General features: G+C 36.7%; 17 protein-coding genes and 1 other annotated feature. All 17 genes read right to left on the bottom strand.

The window, feature by feature from the left end; all coding sequences use genetic code 11:
* Positions 1-22: 22 nt before the first annotated feature.
* Positions 23-2449 (bottom strand): exo-alpha-sialidase, encoded by a 2427-nt coding sequence (locus CYK16_RS07945; protein WP_257960395.1) that lies wholly within the window; start codon positions 2447-2449, stop codon positions 23-25.
* Between the two features lies 1 nt (position 2450).
* A complete protein-coding gene (locus CYK16_RS07940) occupies positions 2451-2909 on the bottom strand; it encodes a NanQ anomerase/TabA/YiaL family protein (RefSeq protein ID WP_000587140.1) in 459 nt (152 codons plus the stop codon).
* 25 nt (positions 2910-2934) lie between these two features.
* Positions 2935-4476 (bottom strand): sodium:solute symporter family protein, encoded by a 1542-nt coding sequence (locus CYK16_RS07935; RefSeq protein WP_024058028.1) that lies wholly within the window; start codon positions 4474-4476, stop codon positions 2935-2937.
* Between the two features lie 27 nt (positions 4477-4503).
* Positions 4504-5421 carry an N-acetylneuraminate lyase gene (locus CYK16_RS07930; protein ID WP_024058029.1) on the bottom strand — a complete coding sequence of 306 codons (918 nt, stop codon included), beginning with the start codon at positions 5419-5421 and terminating at the stop codon, positions 4504-4506.
* A 24-nt stretch (positions 5422-5445) separates the two neighbouring features.
* Entirely contained in the window at positions 5446-6147 is a 702-nt protein-coding gene (locus CYK16_RS07925; protein WP_024058030.1) for an N-acetylmannosamine-6-phosphate 2-epimerase, read from the bottom strand.
* Positions 6148-6151: 4 nt separating this feature from the next.
* Positions 6152-6961, bottom strand: coding sequence for a MurR/RpiR family transcriptional regulator (locus CYK16_RS07920; RefSeq protein WP_101776865.1), 810 nt, complete (start codon positions 6959-6961; stop codon positions 6152-6154).
* A gap of 399 nt (positions 6962-7360) precedes the next feature.
* On the bottom strand, positions 7361-7948 hold the full coding sequence (locus tag CYK16_RS07915; protein ID WP_101776864.1) for a CPBP family intramembrane glutamic endopeptidase: 588 nt from the start codon (positions 7946-7948) through the stop codon (positions 7361-7363).
* A 2-nt stretch (positions 7949-7950) separates the two neighbouring features.
* Positions 7951-8184 (bottom strand): hypothetical protein, encoded by a 234-nt coding sequence (locus tag CYK16_RS07910; protein ID WP_000840776.1) that lies wholly within the window; start codon positions 8182-8184, stop codon positions 7951-7953.
* 12 nt (positions 8185-8196) lie between these two features.
* A complete protein-coding gene (locus CYK16_RS07905) occupies positions 8197-8577 on the bottom strand; it encodes a thioredoxin domain-containing protein (protein WP_101776863.1) in 381 nt (126 codons plus the stop codon).
* The gene (locus tag CYK16_RS07900; protein WP_101776862.1) at positions 8570-9019 is read right to left on the bottom strand and encodes a hypothetical protein; all 450 of its coding nucleotides are present in this window, start codon (positions 9017-9019) and stop codon (positions 8570-8572) included. Before CYK16_RS07900 ends, CYK16_RS07905 begins: the two co-directional genes overlap by 8 nt.
* Complete coding sequence (gene dcm / locus CYK16_RS07895) at positions 9003-10361, bottom strand: DNA (cytosine-5-)-methyltransferase (protein WP_101776861.1); 1359 nt, start codon at positions 10359-10361, stop codon at positions 9003-9005. The genes CYK16_RS07900 and dcm overlap by 17 nt, the downstream gene beginning before the upstream one ends.
* Before the next feature lie 99 nt (positions 10362-10460).
* Positions 10461-11240 carry a replication initiator protein A gene (locus tag CYK16_RS07890; RefSeq protein ID WP_101776860.1) on the bottom strand — a complete coding sequence of 260 codons (780 nt, stop codon included), beginning with the start codon at positions 11238-11240 and terminating at the stop codon, positions 10461-10463.
* Positions 11237-11410 (bottom strand): hypothetical protein, encoded by a 174-nt coding sequence (locus CYK16_RS07885; RefSeq protein ID WP_000159602.1) that lies wholly within the window; start codon positions 11408-11410, stop codon positions 11237-11239. The genes CYK16_RS07890 and CYK16_RS07885 overlap by 4 nt, the downstream gene beginning before the upstream one ends.
* A gap of 201 nt (positions 11411-11611) precedes the next feature.
* Positions 11612-11980: a 50S ribosomal protein L7/L12 gene (gene rplL, locus CYK16_RS07880; protein ID WP_001196965.1), complete on the bottom strand. Its 369-nt coding sequence runs from the start codon at positions 11978-11980 to the stop codon at positions 11612-11614.
* Positions 11981-12052: 72 nt separating this feature from the next.
* Entirely contained in the window at positions 12053-12553 is a 501-nt protein-coding gene (gene rplJ / locus CYK16_RS07875; RefSeq protein ID WP_001287277.1) for a 50S ribosomal protein L10, read from the bottom strand.
* Between the two features lie 38 nt (positions 12554-12591).
* Positions 12592-12727 (bottom strand) — a sequence feature (ribosomal protein L10 leader region).
* Between the two features lie 75 nt (positions 12728-12802).
* A complete protein-coding gene (locus CYK16_RS07865) occupies positions 12803-14062 on the bottom strand; it encodes a TRZ/ATZ family protein (RefSeq protein WP_060805298.1) in 1260 nt (419 codons plus the stop codon).
* Between the two features lie 114 nt (positions 14063-14176).
* The gene (locus CYK16_RS07860; RefSeq protein ID WP_060805299.1) at positions 14177-15925 is read right to left on the bottom strand and encodes an ABC transporter ATP-binding protein; all 1749 of its coding nucleotides are present in this window, start codon (positions 15923-15925) and stop codon (positions 14177-14179) included.
* Position 15926 lies beyond the last annotated feature (1 nt).

The raw sequence follows: 15926 nt of genomic DNA, 5'->3' as shown, positions 1-15926 counted from the left end.
TATATATTTTTAAATTTCAGCTTTAATTCTTTTTCAAATCTTCAATCTTAAATGTTATATATGGTACAACATTTTTCATATGAAGTTCATTACGAGACCATGAATCAAATTTTTCAAACATCAATCCAATTTCATGATTTGGTAACTCTGTCAATGTTGAATATGAGTATCCATAGTTACTATAATCAACATCGTGATGATAACGCCAATCAATTGTATTATCATCATTAATTAGACCAATCGAAATTTGTCCGTGTTTACGACCATTTGTGGAGTTTGGAGTACTTAAAATGACAGCCTTTTTACCATCAATCAATTGACTATAATTGATGATTGATAATTGTGTTCCATAACTTGGATTTGAAACAAAATTCAAATATTCCGGAGCACTCCAAGTAGTACCTGCGTCTTTACTTGTTAAATATGCAATTTTACCATTATTTGTACGCATGTATGCTTGAATTACTCCTGGACTCAATTCTACAAATTGTGCTTCTGCTGACCAACTAGAAGGAAGTGGCACAACTTTAACTTTCCAAGACGCTCCATTATCATCACTATAAATGAATGCAGACTCTTTACCAGTGTAAGACGGAATAAGAATACGTCCAGTTGAGCTTTCAATGATTCCACGTCCAGGACCCAAATAAGGCGCATTCCGATTAAGTCCCATTATAGGAGGTAATAAAGTTGGTGCAGACCAAGATTCGCCATGATCATTACTAGAAATATATGCAATATAGTTCGTTGGCACTACTTTGAATAATGCATCTTTGTAGAAGATATTCATATGGACTTTAGTCCCATTACGATATTCAGTCTTTTTATTATTTTCAAATGAAACCGAATATTGCTCTACCGTCAAATAATTACCATTTTGTTTAATACCGAATTTTTTATCTACTGAAAATTCAGTTGGTCTGTTGGTACGATCGTCGTATACAGTACCATTCTCACGAATAGTATAATTATAATCAGTATCACCTTGTTTCTTTAATTTAAGGTAATAATTACCATCAATTTGTTTATAACCTGAATCTTTTCTAGTAGCTTCTCTAAAACTTACTCCAGCAGGCATAACATCAGCAAACATGAGTACTTGTTTGTTATTTTTTTCAACAATAACAGAGTCAATATAGGTTGCACCACCGCTGATTTGTAAGTCACGTCCACCAACATCACGAGGCCATTCTAATGGTACTGGCGCAAAATCATCGAATGCCAATGTTAATTTTGGTTTAGTCCATGTCTTACCATTATCATCACTATAACTTGTAGCAATATTAATTTTATTCAAGAAATCATGAGTTCCACCGTAACGAGCGTCAATGCTTGAAAAAACCCGACCATTGCTAAAAGTATACAGAACTGGAATACGGAAATAGTTAGAACCTGTTGTATCATTAGCCGTATAAATTAAATGTCCAGTAACAGCGTTTGTTGTCATCTTTTTAACAGTTTCTTCATCCAATGCACTATTAAAGAATTTGATATTTTCTAGTGTCCCGTTAAAACCAAACGCCGTTTTTCCTGCACGTTTCACTCCCCCAAGCATATAGTAATCAATACCTTTAATATCCTTGATGTTTAGGAAGTTATCCACTTTCTTTTCTACTACTTTTGTACCATTAGCATATAAAGAATATGTTTTTTTGACTGAATCTGCTACTACTGCAACAGTGTTAGTCACAGCCTCTTGTTTGTACTTACCCCAAACTGAAGCAGGTCTGGATACTAGGTGATTTTTATTGGAAGAAGTATCACGCGCTTCCATTCCCAATTCACCATTGTCTCTAAGGAACACATCTACATAACTATTTTGTTGACCGGGTTTAGAATTAGATATTCCAAACAGAGCTTGTAAACCTTTCTCACTAGACTGATTGTACTTAATCACTACAGTAAAGTCACCGCTAGTAAATTTATCCTTTAACTCATTAGTAACATTTTCTCCGCCCCCTGTTAAAGTAACATTATTTTTTTCTAAGACAGGAGTTTCTTCCGCTGTAGAAGATCGATCCTTAACAGTAGTTTCGACTGTTCGAGGTTGTACAGTAACTTCCGAAGAATTATCCGATTTAGGTTGTACTCCCGAAATCGCATCCTCTGTAGAAGATTGATCCTTAACAGTAGTTTCAACTGTTCGAGGTTGTCCAGTAACTTCCGAAGAATTATCCGATTTAGGTTGTACTCCCGAAATCGCATCCTCTGTAGAAGATTGATCCTTAACAGTAGTTTCAACTGTTCGAGGTTGTCCAGTAACTTCCGAAGAGTTACCCGATTTATGTTGTACTTCCGAAATCGAAGTCGTTGGTCCAACAGGTTGCACCAACTCTGGTGTTGATACTTCAGAAGTTTCAGTCTCCTGAGCTGCAACTGAGTTAGCAACAAATGCTGATAATACCACTACAGTACCTAAGGTTACATATTGTTTAATATTTTTTTTCATTTTATTTTTCCTCGTTTAAAACTTTGATAACAAGTTTTTTAACAGTTTCATCATTGCAATGAATCTTTGGTTGGTGAAGATCTTCTTCAAAAGTCACCAACATATTCCCTGGGAGCAATTCAACAATTTGATAGTCTTTGCTATCGTAAAAAGCAATATCCTTCTCTTCGCTAAAAGGTACACGTGACTGAGCACGAACTGGGGAAGTTACTGCCATTTTTTCTGTATTTTCAACAACAATATGAATATCTAAATATTTCTTATGAGTTTCAAAAATATCTCCTGGAACTCCATCAGCTAGATAAGTCATACAATTTGCAAAAACATTTTCCCCGTCAATATCAATTTTTCCATCAACTAAATCTGTCAAATTTGTATTTTCTAAAAAATCACAGACTTTTGAAAAATGTTTATTGACAGAAGCATATCGTCTAAAATCAGATTGTTCAGAAATAATCATATTATTTTCTCTTTTCTATTAGTGACTAGTGACGAACTTCCCAACTTGAATCCGCTTTAATTTCTGAAATATCATGAATCGTTGTATATTTAGGTGCAGATACTTTATTTTCAGTAAGAACTGATACAATATAACCTGAAACTACTGATACAGAAATTGAAATCAATGAATATGCCCAGTAGCTAACAGCTGTTGGAGGAAGGAAGTATTTAATAAATACCATAACGATGGTTGATACAATCAGCGCTGCATAAGCACCTTGTTTATTTGCTTTTTTAGAAACAAAACCAAGAATGAATACACCACCTAGTAGACCAAGTACAAGTCCCATGAAACTATTGAACCATTCGTATGCAGATTTAATATCTGAATGAGCCATGATAATGGAAACAACAATTGAGAATAAACCTACTGCTAGAGATACGAATTGTGCAATTTTCGTACGACGATCGTCTGACATATTTTTAGAAATGACATCTTGAATATCCAATGTCCATGAAGTTGCAACAGAGTTCAAACCTGTTGAAATAGTTGATTGAGCTGCTGCATAAATCGCTGCCAAGATCAAACCTGTGACACCTACTGGTAACTGGTATGCAATAAAGTACATAAAGATTTGGTCTTGAGGGATATTGCTAGCTGCACTGCCTGCATTTTGTACTTGATAGAATACGTACAAGCCTGTACCGATCAAGTAAAAGACTGTTGCAGTAGCAAGTGACAAGACACCATTTGTGAACAACATTTTATTAAGTTTCTTAATATTTTGTGTTGTAGTAAAACGTTGAACCAAATCTTGAGATGAAGCATAGGAAGATAAGATTGTAAAGCCTGAACCCATCACAATTAAGAAGATGGAGTTTGAAAGCAAGTTAGGATCGAAAAGTTTTTCATTTGCAGCAAGGAATTTCCCGTTTGCTAATGTTTCTGCTACTGCACCAAAGCCACCTTTAATATTAGCCATCAGTACAAATAAAGCTACAACGACACCACTAATCAGAACCACACCTTGAATAAAGTCTGTCCATAATACGGATTTTAGACCACCAGTATAAGAATAAACAATTGCAATTGCACCCATCAAAATAATCAAAATATTGATGTCAATTCCTGTTAATACTGATAAACCAGCTGATGGGAGGTACATAATGATAGACATACGTCCCAATTGATAAATAATAAACAAGAGTGCTGAAATAATACGAAGTGCTTTAGAATTAAAACGTTTATCCAAGTAATCATATGCCGTATCGATGTCTATCCGTGCAAAGATAGGTAAGATAAAACGAATTGTCAGTGGAATAGCTACAACCATCCCTAATTGAGCAAACCATAAAATCCAGCTACCTGCATAAGAGTTACCAGCGAGTCCCAAGAAGGAAATCGGACTGAGCATTGTGGCAAAAATGGATACCGAAGTAACATACCAAGGAACCGAACCATCTCCTTTAAAGAACTCTTTTCCTTTCATCTCTTTTTTAGAGAAATAGATACCCGCAACCAACACCGCAAGTAAATAAACAATCAAGATAATTAAGTCAATTATTGTAAATCCTGTTGTGCTCATAACATATCTCCATATTGATTTTATTTATTATAAAAATTCTTTTCGTGCTTGTTGAATAAGTACTGCTGCTTGTTTTGCAACTTCCAAGTCACCTTCTGCCAATGCTTCTAAGGGTTGACGAACAGAACCTAAATCAAGTTTTTCATTTAGACGCAAAACCTCTTTTGCTACAGCATACATATTTGCCTTACCTGATACCATCTTATAGATAACTTCATTGATAGCATATTGAAGTTTTTTAGCAGTATCTAAATCTCGTTCTTGAATCAAACTTTCCAATTTCAAGAACAAATCTGGCATAACGCCATAAGTACCACCAATACCAGCTTCTGCTCCCATCAAACGACCACCAAGATATTGTTCATCTGGACCATTGAATACAATGTAATCTTCTCCACCTGCAGCTACAAACATTTGAATATCTTGTACAGGCATAGAAGAATTTTTAACTCCAATCACACGAGGATTTTGACGCATTGTTGCATACAAACTACCAGTCAACGCAACCCCTGCCAATTGTGGAATATTATAAATGATAAAATCTGTATTTGGCGCAGCTTCACTCATTGCATTCCAATATGCTGCGATTGAATATTCTGGCAATTTGAAGTAAATAGGTGGGATAGCAGCAATAGCATCGACTCCAACACTTTCTGAATGTTTTGCCAATTCAATACTATCTTTCGTGTTATTACATGCAACATGGTTGATAACTGTTAATTTACCTTTAGCAACTTCCATAACAGCTTCAATAATTTGTTTACGATCTTCTACACTTTGGTAAATACATTCACCTGAAGAACCATTTACATAGATACCTTTTACACCTTTGTCAATGAAATATTGCACCAGAGATTTTACACGTTCTTGGCTAATTTCACCATTTTCATCATAGCAAGCATAAAATGCAGGAATAACGCCTTTGTATTTAGTTAAATCTTTCATCAGATTTCTCCTTTATATTGTTTTTTATTTGATGACATTAATAAATCGCTGAGCAATTTCTTTTGGACGTGTAATCGCTCCACCAATGACAACACTGGTAACACCTAAACTATAAGCTTTTTTTAATTGTTCTGGATAATGAATTTTTCCTTCGGCAATTACCGGAATATTAAAATCAGCCAATTTTTTCATTAGTTCAAAATCAGGCTCATCTGATTGTACACTTGTACTTGTGTAGCCTGATAATGTTGTACCAACAAAATCAACGCCTGATTTAAATGCATAGAGACCTTCATCAAAATTACTTACATCCGCCATCAACAATTGATTAGGATATTTTTCTTTTATTTTTTTGATAAATTCACTGACAACTAAGCCATCATATCTTGGTCTTAAAGTTGCATCAAATGCAATGACTGTTGTTCCGCATTCTACAAGTTCATCTACCTCTTTCATCGTAGCAGTAATATATGGTTCTTGAGGTGGATAATCTCTTTTGATAATTCCAATTATTGGTAAATCTACTACTTTCTGAATTGCTTTAATATCACGCACAGAATTTGCGCGAATGCCCACTGCTCCTGCCTCTAAAGCTGCTTTAGCCATAAAAGGCATCAAGCTAAATTCTTCATTATAAAGGGGTTCACCGGGTAAAGCTTGACAAGAAACAATGACTCCACCATGGACTTGACTTATAAATTTCTCTTTAGTCCAAATTTGGCTCATTTTATTATTCCTCCTTATGGATAATAGTTTGATTGTAATAATATTGTCTCTCTGGACTTTCCAGATAATGAGAGAATAAGCAGTCTGTAATTAAAAGTATTGGAAACTGAGGTGATATGCGATTGCCATACGAGAGATGATTGGTCGAAGCTAATAACAATAGTTCATCAAAGAAACAATCTTCTTCGTCAAATTTTCTTGTAGTCATTAAAACTGTTTTAGCGCCTTTATCCGCAGCTTTTTGAAGACCTTCTAGTACAATATCAGTTTGACCTGAAACGGATGCTCCAATGACAAGGCAATTTTCATTAAGTAATAAGCTACTCCACAAAATCATATCCTCGTCTGATAATACTTCACCAATGACTCCGAGACGCATAAATCTCATCTTCATTTCTTCTAAAGCAAGAACAGAACTTCCTTTACCATAAAGATATACACGCTCAGCAGTTTCTATCATCTCAGCAATACGCTCAAGTTGAACTTCATCAAGAACCGTGTAAGTTTTTCTCAACATTTCTTCATAGTCGGATAAAACTTTTTCTGTAGCCTCTGTATACAATGCTAACTTTTCTTTCTCACGAATCATCTCTTGGTATTTGAAAATGAATTGTCTAAAACCTTTAAAACCACATTTTTTCGCAAATCGAGTCAATGTTGCTTTGGATACATTAAGGCATTCGCACAATGCCTCACATGAATAATTATCCAGAGATTGCTGTTTTAAGAAGAATTTAGCAACGTCTTTTTCAGCATATGCCATATTTGGTAAGTTAGCTTCTATCATTGGAATTAGTTCTTTTTGTAGTAACATATGAGCTCCTTTGTTAAAGTAAACGTTTACATTCTTTATTTTAACACTTATTTTTTTTTTTTTCAATATTTTTCATGATTTAGAAACTAGTTTCCAATTTCTTTCATTTCATAACAGAACAACAAATATAGAAATATAACATTTTTTATTCTTTTAATTTGTATTTTATGCTTTGCAAGAACATTTGTCGACGTCAATATGCTCATATATACCTGTTTTATTAATTTATATTTTTATTTTATTATTTCTTTCGGAATTTCTATACAACATTTTATTTCTAAAAAAATAGAAAAAATGTTCCTAGTTTCTTTATTTTATGCTGTTAATACATTTTTGTTTCCGAATTAAAAATAATCCTATAAAAACTACTGATTTATGAGATAAATCAGATCACCTATTTTAAAAAAACATCAAACTATAAACTAGTAGGTTCCACACTAAATGTAGCCCCATACTGCCCCATAAGTCAGATTTATAGCGCACCATACCTAAAAACATCCCAAGTGAAACATACAAACACCAAGCTAGAATGGTTCCTGGATGATGAGCTAAAGCAAATAAAACACTTGTCAAAGCAACTCGTATATCTAATTTTCTAACCAAGTTCCATAAAATTTCTCGATACAGAAATTCTTCAACCATACTCGCATTGGTTAAGAACAATAAAAATGAAAACCAAGGAACTTGATGTTGAAGGCCAATTAAGTTTGCTTGATTCGTGCTTTCTTGAGCATGAATCAGACTAAAACATAGACTTATAATCAGTAGACTAACGAATCCAATACCAATCCACTTTATCCTAATTTTCATATTGACCTTGGCCACTTGTTTTCGTTGGCCATACATCCATAAAAAAGAACTGAGTGACGCTCCATAGAGAATCTGTAGTATAGTTAACTCACCGATACAAAGAAATTTCAGTAAGTATAGAGATACCAATAGGACATTTACTTGTTGGAATATATAAACTGGAATTATTCTTTTCATAGTTACCTCCGAAATAAATCTTCATAATCTAAATCTAATACCTGCACAATCCTTTCTACCCATGGACTTTGAGGCATTCGTTGTTCCATCTTATAGTGACGAATCTTTTGATACAAACGATTCAATTCACTTGGATAGTGAAACTCTCCCGCAAACATTTTTCTGGTTAACTCAATCCAGCTGATATTTCTTTCAGCCAAAATAATGGACAAGTTCTCCCAAAATCGTTCTGCCATATTGATTCTCCTTTAACTTGATAAATAATGTGTTTGTGCCATGTAAATCAATTGTTTCGTATCTCTTGGCAATAAAGCTCTAGCCTCCTCCAGATTCAGATTTGGATAAACTCGCTTATTTGAAACCGCAAGAGGAAGTCTGATGGTTAGTTCAGGATTTTTTAATATCATTTCGATGAAATCTGTTAATTTTAGGTTATCTCGATTCTTAAAACGTAATAAATTTGGAGATAAAAACTCGAAACAATCTGAAGAATAGCTCATCATCTCAATTAATTTGTCCTTTGTCATTTCAGAAACTGAATGACAAGATACCTCGATGCCGTATTTTTGAAAGAAGTCTAAAAGAAGTTGATTTCTTTGGCTATTTTTACTTAGATAGAGATCAATCATGAGAAACCTCCCAAAGATTCGGTTCCATTTGATATTCTGAAACGATTAAGGAATCTAATAAATTTGCGAAGTTAATCGGTTTCTTGTCTTCATCAAAAGCTTTTACAGTTACTTGGGTTGTAAGTATTCCCTCTTTTCCCTCGGCTCGATAGCCTTGCCCATATAAAACAAAAACAAGATTATGATTATCATCTACAAAGGCATCAGCTCCGTTCTTTATATCCTGACTTTCCAGGAATTCCATAATGTTTTGAAGATAGGATTCATAAAATAGTGGGTAATTATGTTTTTTATGGTAATCATCTAAAAATTTTACTTCAAACTCACATGGATAATTGGGCATCAAAAATATTTGTTCATCCAATTGCATCATTTCTGCATCATGTAATTCTGTTTCTAATTCATCACAATATAGTATTGACTCTTTATTTAATGCTTTCATCTTTTTCCTCTATTTCTTTTAATTTCTTTGCGATTGCGGCAATCACAGGAACGGTTACACTATTACCAGCTTGTTTATAGAGCTGACTATTACTAGAGACTTTTCTAGCAGCTTCAAAAGCCCAATCAGGAAAACCCTGCAGGCGAAAACACTCTTTAGGAGTGATTCGTCGTATTCTCAAACGGTAAAATTGTCCATCTATTAAGACACCGGCTACATGATAAACTTGCTTATCTTCTCCTTCATAGCTAGCAACTACTACTCCCATTTGCCCACTAGTTGTTAACGTATTCGCTATACCTTTTCCAACTCTACCACGACGATACTGAGAACTTGGTCTTTCTAAATTGATTGAATCCCCAATCTCTGCTTGAGCATATCCTTTTTTCGTTGCTTCCCGGACTTTTAAAAATTGGATTGGTTCTGGAATCAGTATTTTGGGAATTTTATCTCCACCTTGCATCGTAGTCAGTGTTGGAGATAAGCCCTCACTTCCATAGACGCGACCAGTTTCCTTAAAGCTAGTTGGTAAATCTCCAACAACGACAATACCATGGCGATCCTGAGTATTTAAAGTAAACATTGGCTCTTGATTATCCTTGAAACGTCTACCATTTTGTCTCTTTTCTAATCTGTCTGGTGTAATACAAGGAATCGCAACTTTAAATCCTTCTCCTTTTCCACTAACTAAGGTTGGCGCAAGACCTTCTGAATAATAGACTTTACCACTCATTCCACTTCTTGATGGATTCAAATTCCCTAATATTTTTAAAGTCTCAGAGTTAGTTGCTTGACCTTCTCGTCTGAAAGGAAATAAGAGTCGGGTACCTCTCTTTCTAGAATGTCCGATAATAAACACCCTCTCTCTGTTTTGGGGAACGCCAAAATCCTTACTGTTAAGCACCTGCCACTCAACATCAAACCCCAATTCATCAAGCGTGGTAAGGATTGTGGTGAACGTCCGTCCCTTATCGTGATTGAGTAGGCCTTTAACATTTTCAAGAAAAAGAAAACGTGGTTGGATTTGTTTGGTCGCTCGAGCAATTTCAAAGAACAAAGTTCCTCTAGTATCTTCAAATCCCAATCGTCTTCCTGCGATTGAAAATGCTTGACAAGGGAATCCCCCACAGATGACATCGACTTTCCCTCTAAGTTTTTTAAATTCGTCATCTGAAACATCTCGTATGTCATGAAATTCTATTTCTCCTTCCGTTTGAAATATAGACTTATAAGATTTCCTAGCAAATTTATCAATCTCACAAAATCCAATACACTCGTGTCCAACACTTTCCATTCCTAGTCGAAAACCACCGATACCTGAAAATAAATCAATAAATCTCATTTCTTGATTACCCCTTTCTGATCGACTATCAATGTCCAAAGTATCACACCACTTGAAATGACAATGAGCATAACTAATATCCACTCGATTGGCGACATTTTAACCACCTCCTTTTCTAACACGGTTATTCCAAACGGAATATAGGCCATTAAACACAAATTCAGCAAGTACTTCCGCTCGTCTAACAAAGCGAACATTGTCAAGAGCATACTGATAGATTCTCTCAAAGTCAGTCATAGCAATTTCACTGGCTGTTTCAGAAAAACCCTCTCGTCTAAATTGATCTTGTACCAATCCCCAAATATAATCTCGATCATATTTTGTGACCTTTTCTACTTTTCTTTTCAAGATAGGTTTAGTATTCCTATCCTCCTCATCCTCAATAAATAAAGAATCAGTCTCACTATATTTAGTCTCACTAACTTCAGTCTCACTAGGGGCTGAAAATGAGACGGGGGCCGTTTCATTTTCAACCTGCCCTAGTCTTTTTTTAACACTAGCCCTGTTTGAATTACCTACTGGGGTAGAAGATAATTCCCCTAAATAAATCTTATTAGCTAGTCTCCCTTTCTCACTTGAAGACTGTTGGACTTCATCCATTAGGTCATATTCTTTTAGAATTTTTTTGATTGATAGTAATTTTGACTTCGAACAACCTAACAGCCTCATCAGTTTAGAATTAGAAAATACTAAATAAACCGCTCCTTCTTCATCTATCCAACCACGACTAAGAGATAATTCTAAACGATCTTTTAAAATAGAATAAGCCACCTTTACTTCTAGTTTCATATCCATATATTTCTCATCCTCAAAAAGAATTTTAGGTAATTTGTAATACCGTTCTGAAGTTTGGTATTGATTTGCGGTAATTCGTTTCATAGCGCACCTCCAAGTTCTTTGAGTGTTAAATCTCCGCTTGATTCCAATTGAACCAAGCCACTTTTTTCCAATTCAGCCATAAGAGAGATGGCTTCAACAATGTCAATTCCCATTTCACGTACTAAAAATGAAATGACAATATAGCGTGATGATTGTAATTCCTTTGTCATTTTCCCTCCTGAAAATAAAAAAAGGAGAACAATATTCAACTGTTCTCCAAAATAATTTTATTAAAAAGAAAAACCCTGCCAAATTAATTTTTGGTAGGGTTTTTGGTAGGAAACTAAATTAATTTATCAGTTTCTAAAATGTGTTCACGATTCTAAAAGGCTGATACTATAGTATTCCGAATTCTAATTGGTATATGCCTCTTATTTAAGAGTAACTGAAGCTCCAGCTTCTTCCAATTTAGCTTTGATTTCTTCAGCTTCTGCAGTTGCAACGCCTTCTTTAACAAGTGCTGGTGCACCGTCAACAAGTTCTTTAGCTTCTTTAAGACCAAGACCAGTGATTTCACGTACAACTTTGATAACGCCAACTTTTTTGTCGCCTGCAGATGTCAATTCAACGTCGAATGAATCTTTAGCAGCACCAGCGTCAGCAGCACCAGCTGCAGCAACAGCTACAGGAGCAGCTGCAGTTACACCAAATTCTTCTTCGATAGCTTTTACAAGGTCGTTCAATTCAAGGATTGAAGCTTCTTTAATTTCAGCAATAATGTTTTCAATGTTCAATGCCATTGTTATTTCCTCCAAATATGTTTTAAATTTATAATAGATTTTCGTAGCTAGGCTACGCTGCGTAGCTTAAGATTAAGCTGCGTCTTCTTTGTTGTCTGCAACCGCTTTGACTGCAAGAGCAACGTTGCGCACTGGCGCTTGAAGTACAGAAAGGAGCATAGAAAGAAGTCCTTCGCGGTTTGGAAGAGTTGCAAGTGCAAGAATCTCTTCTTTAGATGCGACAGCGCCTTCGATTGCACCACCTTTGATTTCAAGTGCTTCAGCGTTTTTAGAAAAGTCGTTCAAGATTTTCGCTGGTGCGATAACATCTTCGTTAGAAAATGCTACTGCAGATGGTCCAACAAATACAGATGCAAGATCTTCAAGACCAGCTTTTTCAGCTGCACGACGCAAGATTGAGTTTTTAATAACTTTATACTCAACTTCGCTTCCACGAAGCTCACGACGAAGAACTGTATCTTGCTCAACTGTCAAACCACGAGCGTCTACAACGACGATAGATGCAGCAGCTTTCATTTTTTCAGCTACTACGTCAACTAGTTCCGCTTTTTTAGCAATAATTGCTTCACTCATTAGTGTGTTCACCTCCGTTATTATTTTGCTTGGGGAAATTTTTCAAAAGAAAAACGCGCCCAAACCTAGACACGAAAGTACAATACGCTTCTTTTTACATGATACGTTTTGTCCTCGGTAGGATATTTATGAGTCGAGCTCCCCTACTGTCTTAGGCAGTTTTTTCAAACCGTATATAAGTATAGCATATTCAAAAAAAGAATGCAAGATTTTTGCAAACTTTTTTTAAACTTTTTCGTAATTTTTCTTTTAAAGTTCTACTGTCAGTACTTGGCCTTGCTTAACAACCTGTTCTCCAGCGATATAAACATCATCAACATCACTGGATTTAACAGCATAGACGAGGTGAGAAAGCATATTTTCCTGAGGTTGGAGATGAATTTTGCCTTGTGGTTGAATAACGAGAAAATCTGCTTGCTTGCCGACTTCTAGACTTCCTATCTGATTTTCCATTCCTAGGACCTTAGCCCCTTCGATTGTCAGAGCCTTGAGGGCTGTTTCAATCGGGAATTGGCTGGCATCCCCACTCTTCATTTTCTGTAGGATAGTGGCGGTCCGCCCTTCCTCAAACATATCTAGATTGTTAGTGGAAGCAACCGAATCTGTCGCAATTCCTACTGCCACTCCTGCTTTTTGCAGTTGAATGATAGGAGCAATCCCTGATGCCAATTTGAGGTTACTAATAGGATTATGGGCGATAGCCACTTGAGAAGTCGCCAAGCGTTCAATTTCTCGCTCGTTTAACTCGACTCCATGAGCGAAGACAGAGGGATGTTCTAAGTAACCCAGTTCTTCTAGAAAAGCAAGAGGACGTTTACCGTACCGTTTCAGGATAATTCCTGACTCCTCCTTGGTCTCCGCTACATGGATATGGAGAGGAATATTTAGCTCTTTTGCCATATCTAAGCTCGCTTTCAGCAAGTCTTTACTACAGCTGTATGGAGAATGTGGGGCTACCATAACCTTGAAATTTGGATTTTTATATCCAATAATTTCTTCAATGATTGCACGAGTTCTGCTTATAGTTTCAGCAGTCGTCTCTGCCTCTGAAGAAAAAAGAGTCGGTGAGAAATAACAACGCATCTTGGAATATTTCACTGCCTGATAAATCCGCTCAATATCCACACCATTTGGATTATACATATCATTAAAGGTTGTTGTTCCTGACTGGAGCATCTCTGTCAGAGCTTCTTTAACCGCCTTAGTAGTCATGTTGGGAGTAAACTCAGCTTCTGCTGGCCAGATATAGTCATTGAGCCATTCATGGAGATTGCTATCATCTCGAATTCCTCTCAATCCGGTCATAGCAGAATGGGTATGACAATTGACCAAACCAGGCATAATCCAGGCTCCCTGATAGTCTATAATCTGCTCAGCTTGCTCTAAAATCTCTGACTGCTCTTGACCAACATAGACGATTTGAGAATTCTTAACGGCTAAGATTCCATCTAGATAAACATGGAAATCTTTGTCACAAGTCACGATATTTACATGCTGAAAGACTTTCATTCTAGGCTCCTTTTCTAAAAGACAATTTACAGTGAACAATTTTTCTAGCTATTGTAACAAAAAAGTCACCCGAAGGCAACTTTTTTTGTTCATAAGATTTCAAAGTAGAAAGGCTTATTCAGAGCTGAAAGCTGCAGCTTGCTGCATTTGGTAATACTTGCCCTTCTTAGCCATGAGTTCTTGATGGTTGCCATACTCAACAATATCACCATCCACCAAGACAAGAATCAAATCAGCATCCTGAATGGTAGACAAGCGGTGGGCGATGATAAAACTTGTGCGCCCCTTCATGAGTTTAGCAAAGGCATCCTGTACCAGCACTTCTGTCCGCGTATCGATGGAAGAGGTTGCCTCGTCTAAGATAAGAATCTTTGGAATAGCCAGAAAGACTCGGGCGATGGTCAAGAGCTGAGCTTGACCAACAGAAAGAGATTCTCCTGCATTTTCCAACTTGGTATCGTATCCCTGCGGCAACTGTTGGATGAAAAAGTCTGCATTGGCTGCTTTGGCAGCAGCAATCACCTGCTCCCGACTGGCATCAAGGTTTCCAAAGGCAATATTTTCATGAATAGTCCCTTGCTTGAGCCAGGTTTCTTGGAGCACCATGCCAAACTGCTGGCGTAAAGAGGCACAACTATAGTCATAAATGGATTTCCCATCCAGCAAGATATCTCCTGAGTTAATAGGATAAAAACGCATGAGGAGATTGATAAGGGTTGATTTGCCAGCACCTGTCGGACCAACTATGGCTACTTTGCTACCAGCTGGAATATCAATAGATAAATCCCTAATCAAAACCTTTTCAGGATGGTAGCCAAAAGAGACATGTTTAAAGGAAATAGCTCCCTTGACTTGGTCACTGGTCAACTCTTCCTTACCTTTTTCAGCCACCTCAGGACTTTCTAAGACAGCATAGACGCGCTCTGCACAAGCCAGTGCGCTTTGCAACTCAGCTAGCACTGAAGAAATATCGTTAAAGGGCTTAGTGTACTGTTGGACATAGTTCAAAAAAGTCACTAAACGCCCAATGGTCAAGGTGGACCCCATCATGATACGATAAGCTCCTACTCCAGCTAGAAGGGCATAAATAAGCGCATTGACAAAGCGAGTCGAAGGATTAACCGTTGAAGAATAAAAGATGGCTGACTGCGAATAACCTGCATAGTTGTCATTAGCCTCACGCAGCCTTTGGATAAATTCTGCCTGAGCATTAAATGACTGGATAATGGTTTGCTGGCTAAGAGATTCTTCAATCAACTGAGTCTGAATCCCCCTTGTCTCTGTTTGCTTTTGGAAGAGATGATAGGAGCGTTTGGCAATGAATCGTGGAATCACCATAGACAGTGGCGTCAACAGCAAGAGCAAGAGGGTCATAAGGAGATGAATTTGAAGCATGGCTAGAATACTAACCAAAATCATTAAGACGCCAATAAAAAATTGGTTAAAAATCATGGTCAAGCCGGCTGCCAACTGTTCTATATCTGTGGTCACACGACTGACCATCTCTCCACTGCCTTGCCGATCCACAAAAGCAATCGGTAACCGATGGAGCTTATGGATGATTTGCTCTCGCAAGTCTCTGGTATAAGAGAAGATTAGGCGATTATAGAGAAGAGGATTGACCCACTGCACAAGGGTATTTCCTATGACCACCAAGATCATTTGGAGAAAAATCTGCCAAAAAACTGGTGAAGAGTCAGTCACTAGGACTTGGTCGATGACCTGCCCAATCAGAATAGGTAGATAGATCGATAAACCAACTTGGGCAATAGTTCCTAGAAAGGCTAGGAAAAGGAGTAAAGGATGACTTGCTAAATCTTTGGCCAAACGTTTGAGCGTCTGGTTTGCAGTTTGTCGTCTCATG

The sequence above is a fragment of the Streptococcus oralis subsp. dentisani genome (assembly GCF_002860905.1).
Taxonomy (GTDB): Bacteria; Bacillota; Bacilli; order Lactobacillales; family Streptococcaceae; genus Streptococcus; species Streptococcus oralis_BA.
Note: the sequence above shows the minus strand (reverse complement) of the source record. Positions and strands in the feature narration are given on the sequence as shown.